Source organism: Aquimarina sp. MMG016 (assembly GCF_018100805.1).
In the GTDB taxonomy this organism is placed as follows: Bacteria; Bacteroidota; Bacteroidia; order Flavobacteriales; family Flavobacteriaceae; genus Aquimarina.
In genome coordinates this window covers 1-21,519 of sequence record NZ_JAGJEA010000016.1, presented here as the reverse complement: position 1 = coordinate 21,519, position 21,519 = coordinate 1, and the positions used below count along the sequence as shown (strand labels likewise).

The window sequence follows — 21,519 nt, the reverse complement described above, 5'->3', positions numbered from 1 at the left end:
TTTAATTATTCTTTTAGTAATCTAACTTGCCCTTTACCTTCGATCAAAATATTGTAATAGCCGGGTTCTAAATCAGATATTAATAACATTTCTTTATGTTGTCCTGCAACAAATTCTTTTATCATTTTTCCAAGTAAATCATATAGCTTGATTTTATCGCCTGCATCTAATCCGGATAAATATACTGACTCTCCTGCAGGGTTAGGGTACATTAGGATTTCTCCTGCTTCGTGTTTATCAGATTTAGAAAATCTTATTCTACTACTTGTATAAGGTATTATATTCCACTTCTGATTGTTATTTGAACTATTAAAATCCCATAACTGTACATTAGCATTTATTAATCCTCCGTCTCTATCCAATGCTTTTTGTTGACAATGTATAGGTAAAATCGTAAAACTACTCTCGTTAATCATTATTTTCCACTTTTGATGATCATCATTAGCGCTATACCAAGACATTACATCTGCTCTATTACTACAATTGGCATTACGCACTTCTAAATACCTATTAGTACTCCTATTCTTTATAGTATAGACATTGTCACCTAAATGATTGAACACCCATCTTTGATCAGTATTATTTCTTGGGTTACGCATTTTAGCGCTATGTCCTTCTCTCCATCTGGAGATAATACGCTGATTAGATTGGGTAGAGGTAATATAGTATGTTCCATCAGTAATTAATTGATCGTTTAATACAGTAACGCCGGTAAACTCATCTCTGGTAATCGCATCTTGCCAAGTAGTACCTATTGGTCTAATATATACTTTATAAAAATATCCTGACCCCGGTTGTGGAGGATTCGCCAGATTTACCGTAACATTTTTTGTTCCTGTACCAGAAGAAACGCGTTCCATTTGTTCTCCTAACCATCTATCAGGTGCCCAAAACTCTACTACAATTTCTCGATCTGTTTTTGCGGAATAATCGACATTAAAAGTATACGATGTTTTAGGTTCAATACTTGAATCCGGATTTACAAAAGCTACTTCATCATTTATATCTGTAATTACAGTAACACCTGTAAATTCTGTTCTATAAATAGCTTCTTGCCAAGTAGTGCCAACCGGTCTGATATAAACTTTATAAAAATATCCTGAACCCAGTTGCGGAGCATTGGGTAGATTTACGGTAATACTTTTTATTCCGGTACCAGAAGAAACAGGTTCCATTTGTTCTCCTAACCATCGATCTGATGCCCAAAACTCTACTACAATTTCTCGATCTGTTTTTGCGGAATAGTTAATATCAAAAGTATATGAATCTTTAGACACTATTGTTGTTAGTGCATTATTAAACGAAACCTCCTCTATAACTCCGGGATCTCCACCTGTATCATTATCACTTACATTTTTAATAATAGCAGCAATTCTGTTTCTTTCATTAGATGAACTTCTATCTGTCCAGGACCATACCAATGTTCCTGCCCAATTATTATTTTGTATAGCTGTCCCTAAATTCTCTGCACGTATAGTTGATAAATTATGATCGTTGTCTCCTCCCTGTTGACCAAAAAACAAATCATCTGGATAATACTCTCCTATAATTGCTTCTTTATCAACCTTATTCACATCATACCTGTTATGAAAAGGTGATCCCTTGGAACGAGCCCATTTATAGTAATGTATGTTATAAAAATCGAGATATCCTTGATTATCATTTCCTTGAAACTTTAGATTAGCATCAGAATATGCATTCCAGAATCCGTTATCTGCATCTTCTACATTAGTTAAAAAACCCAAAGCTCCATTGGTTATTTTTACATTAGGCTGTGCTCTTCTGATCGCCCCAGCTGTTCTATTTACGAATTTCTGGACATCAGACATGGTAATTCTTTCTTTAAATCCATCCCAATGACCAGCATATTGATTAGTCATCCCTTCTGGTTCATTAAAAATTTCCCAAGCAAACAATGCCGGATGATCACCTATAAAGTTAACCAAAGGAAGTAAAGCGTTATTGATATAAGCATTCATATAATAATCCTGAGTGAGCAACTTCTTATTAGCAGAAGCATCTACTCCCCATTGATCCTTAAGCATATCGAATGACCAAAGACAAATCTGTACTTTAAGTCCTTTAGTCTTAGCTAGATCCAAAATATTTTTCACATCTTCATGAAAGAAAGATGGGTTTGGCTTTACTGTTTGATTATTATCAAAAACCGGGTTTGTAGAACCATTAGTATGATACCACCATCTAATAACATTTCCGCCTTGATTCTTTACAAAATCCATGGCCTCACCGAACTTATTCAATTCTGGGTGATACTGATTACTGGAAAAAAACGGATCCACACCAACATCTCTACCGTACTGAATCCATGCCAGATTTAGTCCATTAACGAACGAAATACCTCCAGATAAAGAAGATTGTTTTTCTGCATTTTTCACATCCATATTATTGTTTTGGTTCGTTTTTTCGAAATACTTGGCAAGGTGTTTCAAATTTAAGCTTTCTTTCTGAGCTTCAATAAGATCTTGTTTGTAGTTGGGACTGTTTGTCCAAGGTTTTTGTGATCGTTGCCCATAGATTTGTGTGCAAAAAACCACAAAAACGAAAAGCATAAAATTTTTCATTTTGTTGAGATTTGTGTTAGTCTATATGTAACGAATATTTATTGGAATATTTTAGTTTTTACCTTTAAATTATTATCAAAATAAAAAGCACAGAATTACATAGTTATAATTCTGTGCTTTTTGAAAAATCAAAAATTCTAATAGTTATTTATTCTTTTACGATTTCTTTTAAGTCGCTAAACATGTCAATAAAATCTTCTACCAGATCTATAGAAACATATTCTTTATCCATAAAAACATTTAACTTCCCTTTTTTTAGTTTTACATTATATCCAATTTCTCCTTCATTAAGATAATCCCATTGGTATGTATTACCTTTTTTAGTCATTTTGGCATCTAAATGATCATTAAGAAATCTTTTTAATTTTTCAGTTTTTGAATTAGGAAAACTGGCATTCAATGTATATAAATCATCATTGTTGGATATAGAGATATTTACCTTATAGTTCTTGTCTCCTGGTTCATCGCTAGAATAGCTAATGGATACTTTGGAATTTGACGATTTCTGAGCATTTCCAACTGAAACTGCTAACACTAAGCATAGTGCACAAATGATTGTTTTCATCTTTTTAAATTTATTGTTTTTTTAATGGTAAGATGGAATTCACCATATGACATATCGGTACATACCAATACACTCACTATGGCTCATTTCATAATGTTCGATTTTTGATCCGCCTCAGGCGGACAGATTAATGATTGATGATAAATAAATGATTTATTGTTGATCCGATTTTGATGTTAATGATTTGAGCTCTTTACCCATCTGTTCGAATCTTTTGATTTGCTTTTCTGAAGCCAGCTCTTTGTCCAGATTAATTCTTAATCGATTTCCTTTGAGCTTTACTTCATACAACTCCTCATCGTCGATTTCTTTGCTCCATAAATAAGCTCCGGAATCGATAGTCATATTTTCTTTTCCGAATTGATCGACAAGATATGATTTCACATCATTTTGCATATATTCCATAAAACGAACCTTGATTCTAAAATCATCGTCCATATCCAGGATTGCAAAAGTTCGGTAATAGCTTTCTTTCTCTGTATCCTCATCAATACTAACACTTACTCTAGTAGACGATTTAGATGAACTGGTTGTACTGGTTTGCGCTTTTGTAGATAGTAAACCTAATATAAGGCTAACTATAATTAATACTAATGTTTTCATGATATTTGATTTTTGATCCACCTGAAGTGGACAGATTGATGATTGATTATTTTTTTATTCTATTCTAAAAGTAAGCCCTACTCCTCTTACGCTTTCTAACGTAATGTTTTGGTCTTGTTTAAAATACTTTCTTAATCTACTGATAAATACATCCATACTTCTACCCGAGAAGAAGTCGTCATTACCCCAGACGTCTGTTAGTAACTCTTCTCGTTTGACCATAGAATTTTTATGATTCCATAAGTATTGTATCAATATGGTTTCTTTCTCGGTTAATCGTTGAGTTTCTTTTTTAAAATTCAATTGATGATTAGTCACATCAAATTTATATTTACCAATGGTAATTATTTCTTTCACTTTAGGTTTATAGGTATTTGTCCTTTTTAAGATATTCTGAAGTCTTAATACCAAAATATCTGCTTCAAAAGGTTTTACGATATAGTCATCTGCTCCTAATTTTAGCCCTCTGATTTTATCTTCCTTCATTTTCTTTGCTGTTAGAAACACAAAAGGAATTTCTGGGTTTATTTCAATGATGTTTTCTGCCAAAGTAAATCCATCCATTTTGGGCATCATTACATCCAGCACACATATATCAAAATGTGTTTTATCAAATATCTCCAATGCCTCTTTTCCGTCTTTTGCCCAACTCACATTATACTCATGAAGTTCTAGATATTGTTTTAGAATACTTCCGAAATCAAAATCATCTTCTGCTAATAAAATACTTTTCATTCTGCTTCTGCAATGGGTAAGGTTATCGTAAATGTTGTTCCCAAATCAGGTCTGCTTTCCAGATCAATTCTACCGCTATGCGCTTTTACAATCTGATTTGTATAAAACAAACCAAGTCCTAGTCCTTTTACATCGTGTACATTGCCATCGGTAACTCTGTAAAACTTCTCAAAAACTTTGCGATGTTCCACCTCAGGAATACCCACTCCATTATCGTGAATAGAAATCTCATACAGATCATCTTTGAGTTTTGTACGAAGTACAATTTCTACATTACCCTTTCCGTATTTAACCGAATTATCCATAATATTGAACAAAGCTGTTGTAAATAGAAACTTATCAATGTCAAGATATACTTCATGAAATTCTATTTTAGAACTAACGATAACATCTTGCCCTTGAACAGAAAGCTTGAAATCTTCTATAATTTCTTTAAAGTATTCTTCATCAATTACTTTTTCTTTTTTCAAAGTAATTTCTTCAGACCCCAATGTATTATGCATTACCTGGTCTATTAATTTCTGCAATCGTCCATTTTGTCTATCAAGAATATCCAATGCATTAGAAAATGCTTCAGGTGAGTTTTGTGTTTCCTTATTTCTCAAGCTTTTAGAAGCAATACCTAAGGTAGCCAGAGGAGTTTTTAATTCGTGAGTAATATTATTGATGAAATCTGTTCGTACATCGGCGATCTTCTTTTGTCCAATTAATGTCTTAATTGAATAAAACAATAATCCAACAACAAAAAGAAACAGTAATACGGAGCACACAAACAAACTCGTCATTTGTTTTAAAACTATACGTTGCCATCCTATAATATTGATACTATCTTGTGTTCTGATTTCCAGGTCAAGTTTAGTTTTCAAAAGCTCTCCTTCTTTATCATCTTCATAATCGTGTTCTGTAAACCATCTCCCTTTACTGATTACATTACCTTCTTCCTCTGGAAAATCTTCTCCAAAAAGAAAATAATTCTCTCCTTCATTCGCTGCAAAAACAGTATCTATAGGATTGCCATTCTCGAAAATAACAACACTTTTGATCGTCTTTTTATATTTTAGATCGTAACCTAGATTAGCTTTTTTGATTTCTTTTTTATAATACTCCTGAAATACCTTATTCAATGAGTCTCTATGAAGTCCAAACTGCTCAATAGTTTCTTTTTTAAGAAGTTTTCTTTTTTTGTATTTCACTAAGTTTTCAGTCAACTTATTGTACCACATTTCCGTTAGTGAATCCATTTCTTTAGTATTATCAATACTAGAAACAGATTTTTTGGTTTCCTTTATAAATACATCTTTTTTAAGCTGGTATGTGTTATTGATTAGATAAGCCTGAATACCAGAAAGTGCTACCAAAGCCAAAATAGAAGTAATAATCAATATGTTTATCTTATTCCTCATTATGATGATGTGTTGAAGGTTATTATTATTCTTAAGTATCTAAGATAATATAAACCTCATACTTCTTGACTAACTATTCGTTTTTTGATTGATGATGTTATCAAAAGTATATCAAAGAATATAACTATGACTTAATTCTAACATCGTTAACCCATCATTAACGTTAATATAGACCAAAAACCCTTATAAAACAGTACTTATGAAGCTTTATGTTAATACCTCAGAAATTAGGATTAATTCTTACATTTGCTGATTCATTAACCAATCTCTCTGTATGCTCCCTTATCTAAAGCTTATAAAACTTGATAATCTTATAATCATAGCTTTGGCACAATTGTGTATCAAGTATGGCCTTTTTGAGCCATTTGGCATAGCTATAACCCTCAACGGTTTTGGTATTGCATTATTAATTATTGCTACTCTTTCTATTGCAGCAGCTGGAAATATTATTATCGAAATTTATGATTACGAAGGCTCTATAGAAAAAAGCCTAATAAATGGGGCTGTTACAGAGAAATCTGCTAATCGCTTATTTATTATTTTTAATGTAATTGGAGTTTTGATTGGGTTTTATCTAGCAAATATGATCGGAAGATCAGGATTTGCTGCACTATTTATCATTACATCAGGTATCTTTTACATATATGCTTCTTATCTTAAAGAGATTCTGGTACTAAAAAATGTAATTATAGGGTTACTTACCGCCTTAAGTTTGCTCGTAGTTGGGATTTTTGATTTATTACCAGCCATCACAGCAAAAAATCGAGAATCACAAACCGTTATTTTTTCTATCATTCTAGACTACTCCATATTTGCATTCATCATTATTGTTTTACGAGAGATCATCAAAGATTGCATTTCCATTGATAAAGATCATAATTTAGGCATAAGGACTATCCCAATAGTTCTAGGAAAAGATCGAACTATAAAATTAATTGGTAGCTTGGGAATTCTTCCTATTGCCGCAGTTATCTATTATATTTACTCCTATCTTTTTTCTAATACCAATGCAGTACTAATTGTATTAGCTTTGATTGTAGCACCTTTGTTATATTTTATGATTAGAAGTTTTTCTGCAGAAACTAATAAACAGTTAAAACAACTGAGTTTAATTTTAAAAATCATCTTGATTATATCATCAATATCTTTGCTTTTTTATCAATTTATTTTGAAATAAGTTATGCTCAAAAATCTACTCAAAGACCATCATATCATTCTGGCCTCCGGATCACCCAGGAGGCAACAGTTTTTTAAAGATTTAGATCTTGATTTTACTATACAGTTAAAAGAGGTCGAAGAGATATATCCTGATCATCTACAAGCTTCAGCAATATCAGATTATTTAGCAAAACTAAAATCAGATGCATTTGGTGATCTACAAGATAATGACATCTTGATTACCAGTGATACAATAGTTTGGCATAATAACAAGGCTATAGGAAAACCAAAAAATCTTGAAGATGCTAAAAGAATGATCACTTTATTATCTGATGATACTCATGAAGTCATTACTTCGGTATGCTTTAAAACCAAAAGTCAGGTTAAAGTAGTACATCATACCACCAAAGTGACTTTTAAGAAACTTTCTTCTGAAGAAATCAACTATTATATAAACACTCATAAACCATTGGACAAAGCTGGAGCATATGGTATCCAAGAATGGATTGGTTTTATAGGAATAGTACATATCGAAGGTAGTTATTTTAATGTCATGGGGCTACCTACTCACCTTGTTTATGAAACGTTAACAGCACTTGCCAAATCATAGGTTTGTCGTACTTTGCATTAGCGCAGTTATAAAAAAATTAAGTCATGAAAAAGTCAGTATTAATATTCGCTTTATTAGGAGTTTTGATTGTTATTGCTTGCAGTAATATCAAAGCCGATGAAGCCAATAAAACAGAAACAAACCATATACCAATAGAAAAAAGAGAGCCTGCCAAAGCACTTTCTGAAGAATTTAAAAAGTATTGGTATGCTGGTGAAGCAGAAATCTCTTCCTACCAATTAGAACAGGCTCGTTATGGTGAAATCAGAAAAGGTACTGCAGCCCTTATTTATGTAACCGAAGATTTCTTATCTAAAGAACAAGTAAAAGCAGATTACCAGAATTCTGATAATATTCCTGTATTAAAACTAAATGCTACTAAGAAATTTAATACCGGTGTTTATCCATATTCTATTATGCAGAGCACATTTTATCCTGTCGCAGACAATCAACACGCGATAAAGATATCTAGTTCTATGCAAGAATGGTGCGGTCATGTATATGCACAGCTTAATAATAGAAAGCAGTTCGAGATCATGTCTCATTCCTATTTTCAGAGTGAAGCAGATCAGGAATTCTCATTAGATAAAGCAATTCTGGAAAACGAGCTTTGGACAAAGATTAGAATCAACCCAGATGGTTTACCACAAGGTGATATCAAAATTATTCCTTCTTTTGAATATAGTAGATTAAGACACAAGGAAATAAAAGCATATGCTGCTAAAGCATCATTGAGTAAACAAGGAAACACAAATACATATAGTATTACCTACCCGGAACTTAACAGAAGTATCAGTATTACTTTTACGAGTTCTTTTCCTTATGAAATCGAAGGCTGGACAGAAACTTTTAAAAGTGGTTTTGGACCTAATGCCAAAGAGCTAACCACCAAAGCTACCAGAATTAAAAGTATCAAATCTGCTTATTGGGGTAAAAATACTAATAAGGATGAAGCATTACGAGTAGAATTAGGGCTTCAGTAAAAATATAAGCAAATAGAAATCTAATGAAAACCATACAAATGAATAAGTTATCAGAATCCGAAATCAAAACTCGTCTTAAAGATGTTGAAGGATGGGAATATGAAGATAATGCAATACACACGTCTTTTGAGTTTGAAAATTTTAAAGATGCATTTTCTGCAATGTCTCGTATTGCTTTTGAAGCAGAAGCGTTAAATCACCATCCGGACTGGTCTAATGTTTACAATGTAGTAAACATAAGTCTATCAACCCACGATGCCGGAGGGGTGACAGAAAATGATTTTCAACTAGCTAAAGCAATTGATGGTATTGTAGAAGAAGAATAGACTGCAGAAAAACAATATTGCGCTTAGAAATTCCAAATAAGTAAGTATTTGGAATTTCTTTTTTTTGAATATATAAACATTTGTCAAAAACTTGGTTTCTACTTATGTTTGTAATTAGATACTTAAAATTATAATATGGGAAGAGCTTTTGAATTTAGGAAAGCGCGTAAAATGAAGCGTTGGTCAGCTATGGCTAAGGCTTTTACTAGAATAGGTAAAGATATTGTAATGGCCGTAAAAGAAGGCGGCCCTGATCCGGATTCCAACTCTCGTCTAAGAGCAGTGATCCAGAATGCGAAATCTGCAAATATGCCCAAGGATAATATCGAGAGAGCTATTAAAAGAGCCTCTGATAAAAGCCAGGGTGATTATAAAGAAGTACTTTTTGAAGGATACGCACCCCACGGAATTGCAATTCTTGTAGAAACTGCAACGGATAATAATAATAGAACTGTAGCTAATATCAGATCATACTTCAATAAGTGTGATGGTAACTTAGGAACATCGGGTTCTGTAGAGTTTATGTTTGACCATACTTGTAATTTTAGAATCAATGGTGAAGGGCTTGATCCTGAAGAATTAGAACTAGAATTTATTGATTATGGTGCTGAAGAAGTGTTCCAGGATGAGGATGGAATATTGATCTATGCTCCTTTTGGAAGTTTTGGAACTATCCAAAAAGAATTAGAAGGTCGAGAAATTGAAATACTTTCTTCTGGTTTTGAACGTATACCACAGGTAACTAAAAAACTAACTCCTGAGCAAGCTGCAGATGTAGAAAAGCTTCTGGAAAAGATTGAAGAAGATGATGACGTACAAAATGTATATCATACTATGGAGGAGTCTTCAACAGATTAATATTTTGTTGAGTTAAAAAAGTTAATGATGTTACCAACTCTTTGGTCAATTTCATTAATTTTGTCGCCCAATCTAAAAATCCAAAATATGAAAAAGCTTATTTATTTATTTGTTCTTGCTTCTACTTTAATACTAACTTCTTGTTCAAGTGATGATACAAATAATATAATACCGCCTATAGAAAATTTTATTGAGTATGATGGCAAAATAATACCAATATCATCTGCTATCATTGAGGATTTTAAAGGGATATTTAATAACACTTACTACAGCTATGATGTTTTATTAACCGGAGAATTAGACGGGGTTGAGTATTTTACTGTTTTAGTGTTACTTTCCCCAATTGAAGGTGATAATGTTGTTTTTACACCAGGAACCTTTGGATACCTTCCTACTCCACCTTCTTCACCATCTTTCTACCTAGAATCCGCAGAATTAGAACTCAATGAGATATTTGAATCATCAGCAAAAGCTGGTGAGGTAATAGTCTCCGGAGAAGCTCCAAATTATAATGTATCTGCTGATCTTACTTTAGCGAACGATAAAAAAATAACTATAAAATATAGCGGAGAGTTTAGAATTGTAGATCAAACTCCTAATTAAACAAATAAAAATATTTATATAATGAAGAGTTTAGCGCCGCTAAGCTCTTTTTTTGTTATGTTTGATGCTCATTTGCGACTATAGTTAAAACTTTCATTATGCAACGATTCATCATCATTCTATTACTTTTTATTGGAAATATTACTTATGCTCAAAATATGACTAATGAAAAGCTGCAAGAAATTATAACCAAAAATGCAGATACAATTAATGGAGTGGTAGGTAATTGGCAGTTTGTTTACAAAGAAATTCCTATGCTTTGTGTTACCGATGCTGCTAATAACAGAATGAGAATTATTGCACCTATTATAGAATCTAATAACCTGGATAAAGATTTACTTCTAGATTCCATGACTGCAAACTTTCACTCGGCGCTAGATGTAAAATATGCTATCGCCAATGGGATACTCTGGTCTGCTTATATTCATCCACTAAAAGAGTTATCTGATAAACAATTAGAAAATGCTATATCGCAAGTATACTATGCAGCAAAAACTTTTGGAACAACTTTCTCTAGTACAGAATTACTTTTTGGAGCAGGAAACCTGGATAAAGAGTCTGAAAAAGAAGAAAAAGAAATCAAAGAGGATAATACTCGCAAGTTTTAATCTACATTAAAACTATATTCCGGAACCTTACCTTTTACTCCTTTAAAGAAACTATATATATATTCTAAATCCTTTTCTTGATTATTTGTAGGATAAAATGGTTCAGAAATCTTATTTTGTTTTTTACCAAAATCAAAAGTCACCAAAATAATAGGAACATTAGCCGCTTTAGCTATATGATAAAAACCGGTTTTTAGTTCTGTAACTTTTTTTCGTGTACCTTCTGGTGCTATTGTTAGCCTAAGCTCATCCATTTTTTGAAAAATATCAGCTATGGCTTCTACTTTATTTTGCCCAGGAGTTCTATCAAGCGGAATCCCTCCTACTTTTTTAAAATACCAGCCAAGAGGCCATTTGAACAATTCCTTTTTAGCCATAAAGCTGATCTTCAAACCCACTAGTTGTCGAATCAACAAACCAATATAGAAATCGTGCCAACTAGTATGTGGTACCACTGCAACAACACACTTCTTAACTTTATCACTACTAAAGTCACCAATAATTTTCCAACCTAGAACTTTATGATAAATAAATGAGGAGAAACGTTTCAGCATAAAAAAATAATAAGGCTTACAATGTACGATAAATTGCCTTTATTTTATCCGAATCGATTTTAGATTTCCAATCTGGTCCTAATGCGTTTTCCCAAAGGGGTTCTAAACTTAGAGCAACAGCAGTCATAACATCTAATTGTTCTTCAGTAACATTTGCACATATTTCAGATGGTAAATTGATATTATGAGTCTTTTGCATTTCCTTAAATAAATCAACTCCTTCCGGATAAAACTCTTCTAATTTATCAAAAACGATACAATTACCTATTCCATGCTTAGTTCCCAACACATAAGCCAAGCCATAACTCATAGCATGAGCTACTCCTACTTGAGAATATGCAATACTCATACCACCATGCCAAGAAGCCATCATCAATTTAGCGTCTGCATCTTCTTTATCTAGATTATTATCTAAGAAGATGGCCTTACATAAATCTAATGCTTTTTCGCCATAGCTCTGACTAAACGTATTAAGATATGTGCCGTTCAGGGATTCTATACAATGTATATAACAGTCCATTCCTGTATAAAACCATTGTTCTTTTGGAACATCTCTAATCAATTCAGGATCTAATATGACCTGATCAAAAGGTGTAAAATCAGAGTTAATTCCTAATTTACGATCCGGACCGGTAAGTACTGTAGTTCTAGAGACTTCTGCTCCTGTTCCTGAAATAGTAGGAACACCAACATGATATATTGCTTTGTTCTTTACCAAATCCCAGCCTTGATATTCGCTTGCGCTACCAGGATTGTTAAGCATAATAGCTACTGCCTTAGCCAGATCTAACATAGAACCTCCTCCAATACCGACAATTCCACTAGGAACAAACTGATATTCATGTTTAATCTGAGTCACCAAGGCATCAACCTGAGAAGTTTTAGGTTCCTCTGCTGTCGATACATATATAATCTTATCTATAGAAGATAGCGATATTCTATCAGCAATAAATGAAGTATTATTTTCAAAAACGTTATCAATTAAATAGATAAATGGGGCTCCGTGTTTACGAGCAGGAGCTAGAATATCTTTAATTTGATTAAATGATCCTTTCCCAAATACCACTCTTGGTACCATCGGAAAATTCTTATGAACAGACAATTTTACTTGTTCTGCTACCGTAGATTCTGCACTCAAAAGACTCTGATTATTAATTAATTTCTTTGCTTTTTCTAAATCTTCCGGGGTATCTATTTCCACTCCTTCGTGGCGAGTTTCTACCATTTTAATATTCTTACCATATTCTAAATAACGAATACATTCGATTTTTTCTGAAGCTTCCAGGGTTTGCATCGGTAAACGGTAAAAATCTAAAATAGCTTGTTTTCTAAAGGCATATACACCTTTATGCTTATAATATGTGTGGTTTATTTCTTTATCTCTGGGATACGGTATTGGTGAACGAGAAAAATATAATGCATAATTATCTCTATCTACAATCACCTTTACACTATTGGGGTTTACTATATCATCCCAATCATTCATAGGAGTCATCAAACTTGCTAAATCTATACGATCCGCATCATCTTCATAAAAAACCCCAAGTACTTTTTCCAGGCTTTCTCGCTCTGTAAATGGTTCGTCTCCTTGTACATTAACTACAATATCAACATCCATATCCGATACAGCCTCAGCTATACGATCACTACCGCAGCTATGCTCTTTAATACTCATAATTGCTTTACCTCCGTTAGAGGTAATCTCATTATAAATAATATCACTATCTGTAACTACATATACCGCATCAAAAAGTTCTGTACTTACTGTTGCTTCGTATGTTCGTTGAATAACTGTTATCCCTCCAAGGTCTTGCATCAACTTACCCGGAAAACGGGAAGCAGCATACCTTGCGGGTATCATCGCGATGGTTTTAAGCTTATTTTTGTTCAAGATTGCTTGCTCTTTTGCAAAGGCAAAAATAGCTTTTTTCTATCTATTTTCAAGACGGACGCACAAATAGTTTTTTATAAACTTTTCTAAAAATTGCAAAAATTAGTATCACCAAAATTATTGCCAAAGGTGCCAAAAAAACTGATACAGCAGACATTATGGTTGCTGCTCCTGTCTCAGCAGTGGCGATAACGGGATTGGCAATTCCTCCTGTAGTAGCTGTAGATGTTAGCCTGGAAGCACCCATTGTACTTTTTACTGAAGCAGCTGTGCCTCCACCAGCAATGATAGCTAAAGCCCAGGTAATTACAGGGCTCAAATCTGCTAGAGTAGATACCATAACTGCTGTTCCGGCAATTGCAGCTAATGGGATTGCAATAGTATCCAACAAATTATCAAACCAAGGAATATAATAGGCAAAAATTTCTATCACAGTGGCAATAGCCAAAACCCAAATTGCTAATGAGCTCCCTACCCATTCCCAGCTTTCATTTAACGGAATCATTCCGTAATGCCCCGCCAAACTTACAGCCAGTAAAGGTAAAAACACTCTAAATCCAACAGAAGCTGCCAAACCTACTCCAAGGCAAATACTTAAAATTGTTTCCTGCATACCCTAATATACTAGTTTTCTACAAAAAAATCATCTTTAAACCCTATCAGATATAATTTCTGTTTAGCTCGGGTAATGGCAGTGTACAACCATCTAAGATAATCTTTGTTAATACCATCGGGCAAATAAGGCTGTTCTATAAAAACCGTATCCCATTGCCCACCTTGGGATTTATGACAAGTAATTGCATAGGAGAATTTAACCTGTAGTGCGTTAAAATATTTATTATTCTTTACTCCCATGAACTTTTTATACTTTGAAGTTTCATCTTCAAAATCCTTCTGAACTTCTTGATATAAACGATTAGACTCTTCGTATGATAAGGAAGGGGTTTCTGAAGTAAGTGTATCTAATAATAGAACTGTTTCGAATGGCTTTTGATCAGGATAGTCTACCATAGTTATTTTTACTTCCGCAAAGCGAAAACCATATAAATCCTTAATAGCATATATCTCCAATACTTTAATGATGTCACCATTTGCAATGAAACCAGCTTCACTTTTGGTATCTAACCAAAAATAATTATTCTTCACTACCATCAGATAATCACCCGCAGAGAGTTCTTCTTCTTGAAACAGTATTCTAGAACGTATCTGCTGATTATAGGTATTAGCCCTTTTATTAGAACGCAGGATAATCACTGATTCTTCATGTCCTGAACTGGCATAAGAATCATTAAGTGCATCCATAATTTCGTGTCCATCAACCAATCGTACGATATCTGCATATCCTGAAACATTAAATTGGAAGGATTCAAAAAACTCTTCATTTAATTGCTCTCTTAGTGTTGTTGCATTCATTAATATACCGCTATTCTCTGCCTGACGAACCACTTCATCTAATTCTATTTGTTCCACCTCTTTATGAAAACCCATAGATAATGTATTTGGATCCAATGCAGGACTAACTTCTAACTTTACAGGAGGTAACTGTGCAGTATCTCCTATAAAAAGAATTTTGCAATTATGGCCGGAATATGCATACATCATTAAGTCATCTAACAAAGAGCCGTTTTCAAAAAGCTTACTCTCACTGGGAGCATCAGGGATCATAGAAGCTTCGTCTACTATAAAGATTGTATTACGACTTTTGTTTTGCTTCAGTTGAAAAGCTAAACCACCACTTTTATTCTTTTTAGGATAATAAATATGCCTATGAATGGTTTGCGCTTGTCTACCAGAATAATTACTAATCACCTTTGCTGCACGACCTGTAGGAGCCAATAATACTGAGCTTAGCTTAGCTTTCCATAAGTTTTTGACCAAAGTTCCTATTAAAGTTGTTTTTCCGGTACCTGCATATCCTTTTAAAAGAAATATAGAGTCTTTGGATCCTGATAATATAAAATTAGAGAGCTTATGCAGCACAACATCTTGTTTTAGAGTAGGTTCAAAAGGAAAATCGTCTTTAAGTAGCTGATAAAATTCTGTTTCCCTCATGAAATATATTGATGCTTTATACCCTTAAGCTGTTAATAATTCAAAGATACTAATGATTTTTTGGCTATAAACTTTTACGATTAAAAAAAAATTGTAGATTTGCGTAATACACTAATGTTTAAAAGCTAAATTAAAAAATGAAAATTGTCATTCAATTAGTTCTGTGGGTAGTTATCGGTTTCCTTGCTTATATGGTATATAATTCGGTAATGGGTCCTGTAAGATTTAATAAAGTTAAAGAAGCGCGTTATGCTAAAGCTATTGAAAATCTAAGGGATATCCGTCAAGCACAATTAGCTCATAAAACAGTAACTGGAAGATTCGAAAAAGATCCTCAAAAGCTTATTGCTTTTTTAGATACTGCAAAATTCACATTAACTCAGCGAAAAGATTCAAGCTTTATCAGATTTAATAAAGTTCTTAAAATTGATGAACCTAAAGATACAGTAGTTATTGACACACTAGGATATGCTTCTGTAAGAGATTCTTTGTTCAAAGGTACCGACCGTTATAAAAATATGATGAAAGTTCCTGTAAAAGGAGTTGACGCTGCTTTTGAAATGGACGCTGGCTTTATCGAGAAGAATGAATTGAAAATAGCTGTTTTTGAAGCCAAAGTATCTAAGGATGTATTATTACACGATCTTGATAAAGATTTATTGATGCAAGAAAAAGATGTCGTATCTGTAGATGGAGTAAATGGTACACACCTTTCTGTTGGTTCCATGTCAGAGGTTAAGACTAATGGTAACTGGCCTAAATCATATGGTGCAAACGACCAATAATATAGATAACAATACGTTATATACATTGTCCATTCAGGTAAGCTTGAATGGACTTTCTTTTTGTACTGCAAATGCTGAACAAGAGATTACTGCTTTGGCATATGAAAACTTTGGGGTGCAATTAACTCCTGAACAGGTTTTAGAAAAAATAAAATATGTTCTAGATCATAATCCTGATCTAAAACATGATTTTAGCACTATCGAGGTTATCTATCAGAGTGAGCTATATACTTTTGTACCCAAAGCATTATTTGATGAAAATCATCTAAAGGAGTATCTAAATTACAATGTGAGAGTACTCGCTACTGATTTTATTGCCTATGATGAATTAAGTCAGCACGAGATTATTACTGTTTATATACCTTATACAAATATTAATAATTTCTTCTTTGACACTTTTGGTTCGTTCACTTATAAGCACTCTGCCACCATACTTCTCGATAGCTTACTAGCACAGCAAAAAAATAATGAGCAAACGACTATTTTTGCTAATATAAACTCTAAGTCCCTGGATCTGATAGTCATTAAAAAAGGGAAATTCATATTGGGTAATACATATCCTTACGACACCAAAGAAGATTTTTTATATTATTTGATGTTTGTTGCTGAACAATTAGAATTGAATCCTGAAGAATTCAAACTTGTTTTCTTAGGTGATATCGCAAAGGATAGTGAGTTCTGTAAAATTGCTTATACGTATATCCGAAATGTAGATTTTGGAAAACGCGGTAAAGAAATTATAGTATCAAAAGAAGTAAAATCTTTTGAACCCCATGAACACTTTGTTTTACTAAGTCATTTTTAATATGCGTATTATCTCTGGAACATATAAAGGAAAACGTTTGACAGCTCCCAAGAAACTGCCGGTGCGACCTACAACAGATATGGCTAAAGAAGGACTATTTAACATCTTAAACCATCATTATCATTTTCCTAGCATTAGTATTTTAGATCTTTTTGCAGGTACTGGTAATATAAGTTACGAGTTTGCATCCAGAGGCACTTCTGATGTAACTGCTGTTGATGCGCATTATGCTTGTATGGGGTTTATAAAAAGTACAGCTAAAGATCTTGATCTTCCTATTGTTACTATAAAAAGTGATGTATATAGTTATCTGGAAAAACTAAAGCGAAAATCTGATATCATCTTTGCTGACCCTCCTTATGATTTTACCACGGAGCAGTTTGCAAAAATTGCAGCATTAGTCTTTGAGAATGACTTATTAAATGAAAACGGAGTTTTGATTATAGAACATTCTAAACATACTAAACTGGATGATGCTCCCTACTTTTCTAATTCCAGAAAATATGGTGGTTCCGTATTTAGTTTTTTTGAGAAAGAATAGTTCATCTTTTCTAACTAAATTATATTATTTAATTTCAATTCAATAGTAAGTGTTTACCCCATCATTACAGATGATCGAATTGAATACTCATCAATTGTAGTCAGGTTACTTAATGAATTGATTTGATGCGAAGTATTTGATATAATATCTTCATAAAAAGCCAGAATCTTAGCATCAAAACCAGGAGTATCTTCTGCTGTAAGCTTAAAAATATCCATCTGATACACAAAGTTATTGAGGATATGATGGCTAGACGATAACATGGCTTTGTAGATATTTAATTTTGCATTTTCGACTTCGACCTTCTTACTACGCCGGTAGGTATCAATAAAAAGAAAGACGAAAAATATCAATAAAGGAATAATAATTTCGTCAACTTCGAATTGCTCTATACTAGCTAAAAAAGCAATGAATTTTTCGAAAAGTTCTAATTCTAGGGTAATTGCGGTAAAATAAAAAAAGACAGATAATACCAATCCGATAAGCGTCAGTTTATACTTGTCCATAAGGTTTGGGATTAGGGTTTTGAGGAATGATGGTTTGTGTGGTTTACTAGATTTACGGGTTAACAATTTATTTGAAATTGTATATACGTTTAGGGATTTCGCGTAATAAATATAGGGAAAAAATCGACTAGCTATAAATTTTACAAGTATTTTAACAGATTTTAAGAGTTTACCTCTCAATACTTTATCATAAAACCTCTAGTGCTAAATAAAAATAAGGTATTACTATATAACTACAATATTACCAGATACTTTTTCAAAACAGAGTTTTGCTAAAAAAAAGCTACAGCATGCGATACCCCTATCCTTTACTGCAGCTTTTATAGTTTTAGTAATTTCTGACTAAATTAAATACACCATACTAAAAAATCAGATCTTACATACTATATATGTCTTAAACATTGATTTTGTTACCCCTGAGACTATATTATTTAACAGTATTTAACTCTTTTTATATGTAATTAGCATTTTTTATACACTAAAAACTTAATGATCATAAGTCAGGGGTCACATCCTAAAAAAATTACCATGGCTTTTGCTACAAAATGAATGTGTGCAGATTATTTCAATATTTGCAGCTTGTTTGACCTGGTTACATAGGTAGTGAATACTATTTTTTCTTATTTTTTGAGGATATCTTAAAATTTCTCCTTGCTTTTATCTTATTGTATAACACTATAATCACTACAAATAAAGCTAGTATCATAAAGCCACCTCTACCCGTCAAGTATTCTATAATTTCCATAGTTACATATTAATCCATAATAGAGTCGACAAAAAATGATATCCTTACATTTTTGATATCTTTTAAATACTTTAACGTGATTGTACTATATACCTCGGAGTAATCTAACATTAAGGATATTAGGCTATTAGAGAAGCTCTAGACCTATTGATTCCCCTCGTATTTATGATTAGCGTATATCAATATATCTTCTGTAATATTAATACCCTCCTCAGCAAACATAACGTTGCCATTACCCTGAGTACCTAAAACAATTTTATACTCATTAGCCTCTCCATATTCTTTGATATATTGATTTAATCTATTCCACACTTTTTGGCTAAGATCTTTTGAGAAATATTCATTCATCTTTCTTAGTTCTTGATCCTCTGATCTTAATTGTGTTTCTAGTTCAGTAGACTTTTCTTCATTCTTTTGCTCCTTAAGGATCGAATAAATGGTATATAAACTGTCAAGTTTTTTCTTTTGTTTAGTAATTTTATCCTTATTGATTTTTCCTAAATCTTTGGACATATTAAAACCATTAAACAACTCTACATTATCTACATAGACAATATTAGAGTTAGAAAAACTGGATAAGTATAACGAAAGCAAAACGGTTAATGCGATTACTAATACACCATTGATAACTAATAATATAACTGAAGTTTTTTTCAAAATTTTTGTTTTTAAAGGTTGCAAATATATTGCATTTTATACAATTTAGTATACACTTAATCTATTATGAACTTTTTCAATTTCTTTATCCACATAAGATTGTGCAAAATGCACATAGCGATAAAAAGAACTACTGTTACCAGTATGGCCACTTATATTTCTCACCAGATGCTCCGGCATTCCTAAAATAAGCATGGTAGTTATCGCAGTACGACGCATCATATGACTGCTCATTTTATCACAAAATCGAATATTTTCATTCTGAGTTTTTTTAGAAGTTTTAGGTACCTTTCCTAATCGTTCTCTAGACACATCTATCGAAGTGGTAAAACCGGCTTTTTCTCCAATACTTTTTAGTGTTTTGTTAAAATTGAACAATGTTATAGGCGTGAACACCATATTTCTATTACTTCTAGGTTTATATTTTTTATAAATCGCTATGGCATAATCAGGTAATTTTACAGAAGTAAATGTTTTGGTCTTTTTGCTTTTCACTTTTAGATAAAAATCATTGTCAACATTTTCAAAGTTTTTATTGGTCAGTAAAAATATATCAGAAAAACGTAAACCCGTCGTACACCCAAACACAAAAATGTCCTTAATACGTTGTTCAGGCCTGGTTAAAGAAGCTTCGAACGCTTTATCATGTATTAAGAATTTAAGTTGCTCCGGCGTAAGTACCAGAATATCTACTTCTTCTTTTCTTACATATAATAATTTATGAAAGTCTCCTGTATTGAAGTCTTTATCGTTTTTAAGATAATTAAAAAAGGTACGTATCTGTTTCATATTCTGTCCAACATAATTATCGTAGCATCCTTTTTTAAACATAAATTGGGAAAACTTACTATAAAACTTTTTCCAATAATTTTTCTCTGAAGTTTTTTCGCGTTTCGTCAATTTGGATGCATCACAGATCCGTAATTCGAAATCGGTGTCTGTAGTAAACTCTATTAGATTATGCAGTACATAACGATAATTGTCAATTGTTCCTTTGGTAATGCGTTCGCCATTCTTTTTTAAACGTTTTCCCGTTTCTGAATCCCGAATAAATTGTTTAAAAAGCGGTACTAGTAGTGTTGTTTTTTTCATAGCCAGATACAAGACTTATTATATCTAAATGTCTTAACTACCAAAAATGTTACCCCTTTGCAGTATAATTTAACTAGTTCTGCAGATATGATTTAATTATCACTCTTCGATGAGCAAGGTTCTCCTCAAAATATTATAATTATTTGTTATGTTTTTTGATGTATTAAATCCTCACATAAATAGGATATATATGTTAAAGAATTTAACACGTTCATATGGTTTAGGGTACCTTAAACATTACCCTACCCACCCTTAGAGCTCGGTATGGGTAGGATTAAAGATTCGGTAGTCAATGGTTTATGCTCGGTACCACCGAGGTTTGGACTAGGGTCATCGATGGTTTAGACTACCCCAATTGATGGTTTGATAGTCCCTTATCGAAGGGTAGAGATACCCCAACCGATGGTTTACCCTCGGATTCATGATGTCTAGAGCTTCGAAGCACCGAGGTTTAGAATACCCCAATCGAAGGTTTGGGCTCCCCTGGCCATACCTTAGGGGTGGGTTTTTGAGCTTTTGACGGGTTTTGTTAACAGTTTTTGTTAAAATTGATTTAGCCCGTTTATAGCTTTCTCGGTCAGGTAGGTTTGTAATTGGTATCATAATTAACAGCTTCTCTCAACAACATTATCATTCGAAGTTACAAACTTGGAATGCAGAGCAGCAGATACACTATTTTTCACAAATGATAACAAACAAAGTTTGCCACAGAATTTATATCTATATTTATACATAAGTTCATTGAAAATTATGCCATAAAACCGATCATTTTTTTGATGTTTTTTACTTGATTTAGCTAAAAACAAGTTTTTACAATATACACAAAATCCTGTTTTAAAAGCAATTACACAAATAAA

At 32.8% G+C, this 21,519-nt stretch carries 23 protein-coding genes; 10 read left to right on the top strand and 13 right to left on the bottom strand.

The features are described from left to right. Window positions 1–5 precede the first annotated feature (5 nt). The 5 genes from J8M14_RS20725 to J8M14_RS20705 all read right to left on the bottom strand — a co-directional run bounded on the left by J8M14_RS20725 (window position 6) and on the right by J8M14_RS20705 (window position 5,888). Window positions 6–2,582 (bottom strand): RICIN domain-containing protein, encoded by a 2,577-nt coding sequence (locus J8M14_RS20725; protein WP_211076740.1) that lies wholly within the window; start codon window positions 2,580–2,582, stop codon window positions 6–8. A gap of 148 nt (window positions 2,583–2,730) precedes the next feature. Beyond that, window positions 2,731–3,147 carry a hypothetical protein gene (locus tag J8M14_RS20720; RefSeq protein WP_211076739.1) on the bottom strand — a complete coding sequence of 139 codons (417 nt, stop codon included), beginning with the start codon at window positions 3,145–3,147 and terminating at the stop codon, window positions 2,731–2,733. A gap of 153 nt (window positions 3,148–3,300) precedes the next feature. After that, the gene (locus J8M14_RS20715; RefSeq protein ID WP_211076738.1) at window positions 3,301–3,750 is read right to left on the bottom strand and encodes a hypothetical protein; all 450 of its coding nucleotides are present in this window, start codon (window positions 3,748–3,750) and stop codon (window positions 3,301–3,303) included. 54 nt (window positions 3,751–3,804) lie between these two features. Continuing rightward, a complete protein-coding gene (locus J8M14_RS20710) occupies window positions 3,805–4,485 on the bottom strand; it encodes a response regulator transcription factor (protein ID WP_211076737.1) in 681 nt (226 codons plus the stop codon). Next, a complete protein-coding gene (locus tag J8M14_RS20705; protein ID WP_211076736.1) occupies window positions 4,482–5,888 on the bottom strand; it encodes a HAMP domain-containing sensor histidine kinase in 1,407 nt (468 codons plus the stop codon). Before J8M14_RS20705 ends, J8M14_RS20710 begins: the two co-directional genes overlap by 4 nt. A gap of 274 nt (window positions 5,889–6,162) precedes the next feature. Here J8M14_RS20705 and J8M14_RS20700 point away from each other — a divergent pair, with 274 nt between their 5' ends. The 7 genes from J8M14_RS20700 (at window position 6,163) to J8M14_RS20670 (ending at window position 11,034) form a co-directional block, all read left to right on the top strand. Further along, a complete protein-coding gene (locus tag J8M14_RS20700) occupies window positions 6,163–7,065 on the top strand; it encodes a geranylgeranylglycerol-phosphate geranylgeranyltransferase (RefSeq protein ID WP_211076735.1) in 903 nt (300 codons plus the stop codon). A 3-nt stretch (window positions 7,066–7,068) separates the two neighbouring features. Then, the gene (locus tag J8M14_RS20695; RefSeq protein WP_211076734.1) at window positions 7,069–7,656 is read left to right on the top strand and encodes a Maf-like protein; all 588 of its coding nucleotides are present in this window, start codon (window positions 7,069–7,071) and stop codon (window positions 7,654–7,656) included. 44 nt (window positions 7,657–7,700) lie between these two features. After that, window positions 7,701–8,639: a septum formation inhibitor Maf gene (locus tag J8M14_RS20690; RefSeq protein ID WP_211076733.1), complete on the top strand. Its 939-nt coding sequence runs from the start codon at window positions 7,701–7,703 to the stop codon at window positions 8,637–8,639. Window positions 8,640–8,677: 38 nt separating this feature from the next. Further along, window positions 8,678–8,965, top strand: a complete 288-nt coding sequence (locus J8M14_RS20685) for a 4a-hydroxytetrahydrobiopterin dehydratase (RefSeq protein WP_211076835.1) — start codon at window positions 8,678–8,680, stop codon at window positions 8,963–8,965. A 135-nt stretch (window positions 8,966–9,100) separates the two neighbouring features. Continuing rightward, the gene (locus J8M14_RS20680; RefSeq protein WP_211076732.1) at window positions 9,101–9,823 is read left to right on the top strand and encodes a YebC/PmpR family DNA-binding transcriptional regulator; all 723 of its coding nucleotides are present in this window, start codon (window positions 9,101–9,103) and stop codon (window positions 9,821–9,823) included. Between the two features lie 87 nt (window positions 9,824–9,910). Then, window positions 9,911–10,426, top strand: a complete 516-nt coding sequence (locus tag J8M14_RS20675) for a hypothetical protein (protein WP_211076731.1) — start codon at window positions 9,911–9,913, stop codon at window positions 10,424–10,426. Between the two features lie 98 nt (window positions 10,427–10,524). Continuing rightward, complete coding sequence (locus J8M14_RS20670; RefSeq protein WP_247672723.1) at window positions 10,525–11,034, top strand: hypothetical protein; 510 nt, start codon at window positions 10,525–10,527, stop codon at window positions 11,032–11,034. Here J8M14_RS20670 and J8M14_RS20665 read toward each other — a convergent pair. The 4 genes from J8M14_RS20665 to J8M14_RS20650 all read right to left on the bottom strand — a co-directional run bounded on the left by J8M14_RS20665 (window position 11,031) and on the right by J8M14_RS20650 (window position 15,531). Continuing rightward, window positions 11,031–11,585 (bottom strand): 1-acyl-sn-glycerol-3-phosphate acyltransferase, encoded by a 555-nt coding sequence (locus tag J8M14_RS20665; protein WP_211076833.1) that lies wholly within the window; start codon window positions 11,583–11,585, stop codon window positions 11,031–11,033. The genes J8M14_RS20670 and J8M14_RS20665 overlap by 4 nt on opposite strands. A gap of 19 nt (window positions 11,586–11,604) precedes the next feature. Next, window positions 11,605–13,449 carry a 3-deoxy-manno-octulosonate cytidylyltransferase gene (gene kdsB / locus J8M14_RS23345; protein ID WP_211076832.1) on the bottom strand — a complete coding sequence of 615 codons (1,845 nt, stop codon included), beginning with the start codon at window positions 13,447–13,449 and terminating at the stop codon, window positions 11,605–11,607. Window positions 13,450–13,528: 79 nt separating this feature from the next. Then, the gene (locus J8M14_RS20655) at window positions 13,529–14,092 is read right to left on the bottom strand and encodes a DUF4126 domain-containing protein (protein ID WP_211076730.1); all 564 of its coding nucleotides are present in this window, start codon (window positions 14,090–14,092) and stop codon (window positions 13,529–13,531) included. Window positions 14,093–14,103: 11 nt separating this feature from the next. Then, a complete protein-coding gene (locus J8M14_RS20650; protein ID WP_211076729.1) occupies window positions 14,104–15,531 on the bottom strand; it encodes an AAA family ATPase in 1,428 nt (475 codons plus the stop codon). 137 nt (window positions 15,532–15,668) lie between these two features. Here J8M14_RS20650 and J8M14_RS20645 point away from each other — a divergent pair, with 137 nt between their 5' ends. Genes J8M14_RS20645 through J8M14_RS20635 form a run of 3 tightly spaced genes read left to right on the top strand, consistent with a single transcriptional unit; the run spans window position 15,669 to window position 17,662 of the window. Beyond that, window positions 15,669–16,316, top strand: a complete 648-nt coding sequence (locus J8M14_RS20645) for a hypothetical protein (protein WP_211076728.1) — start codon at window positions 15,669–15,671, stop codon at window positions 16,314–16,316. Further along, a complete protein-coding gene (locus J8M14_RS20640) occupies window positions 16,297–17,121 on the top strand; it encodes a DUF3822 family protein (RefSeq protein WP_211076727.1) in 825 nt (274 codons plus the stop codon). The genes J8M14_RS20645 and J8M14_RS20640 overlap by 20 nt, the downstream gene beginning before the upstream one ends. Before the next feature lies 1 nt (window position 17,122). Beyond that, complete coding sequence (locus tag J8M14_RS20635) at window positions 17,123–17,662, top strand: RsmD family RNA methyltransferase (protein WP_211076726.1); 540 nt, start codon at window positions 17,123–17,125, stop codon at window positions 17,660–17,662. A gap of 53 nt (window positions 17,663–17,715) precedes the next feature. On the opposite strand, the gene J8M14_RS20630 is transcribed toward J8M14_RS20635, so the two are convergent. The 4 genes from J8M14_RS20630 to J8M14_RS20615 all read right to left on the bottom strand — a co-directional run. Continuing rightward, the gene (locus J8M14_RS20630; protein WP_211076725.1) at window positions 17,716–18,168 is read right to left on the bottom strand and encodes a hypothetical protein; all 453 of its coding nucleotides are present in this window, start codon (window positions 18,166–18,168) and stop codon (window positions 17,716–17,718) included. Window positions 18,169–19,057: 889 nt separating this feature from the next. Continuing rightward, window positions 19,058–19,570, bottom strand: coding sequence for an OmpH family outer membrane protein (locus J8M14_RS20625; RefSeq protein ID WP_211076724.1), 513 nt, complete (start codon window positions 19,568–19,570; stop codon window positions 19,058–19,060). Window positions 19,571–19,615: 45 nt separating this feature from the next. Beyond that, window positions 19,616–20,662: a tyrosine-type recombinase/integrase gene (locus J8M14_RS20620; RefSeq protein WP_211076723.1), complete on the bottom strand. Its 1,047-nt coding sequence runs from the start codon at window positions 20,660–20,662 to the stop codon at window positions 19,616–19,618. A gap of 605 nt (window positions 20,663–21,267) precedes the next feature. Beyond that, on the bottom strand, window positions 21,268–21,519 hold a 252-nt coding region (locus tag J8M14_RS20615; RefSeq protein ID WP_211076722.1), incomplete at its 5' end, for a hypothetical protein.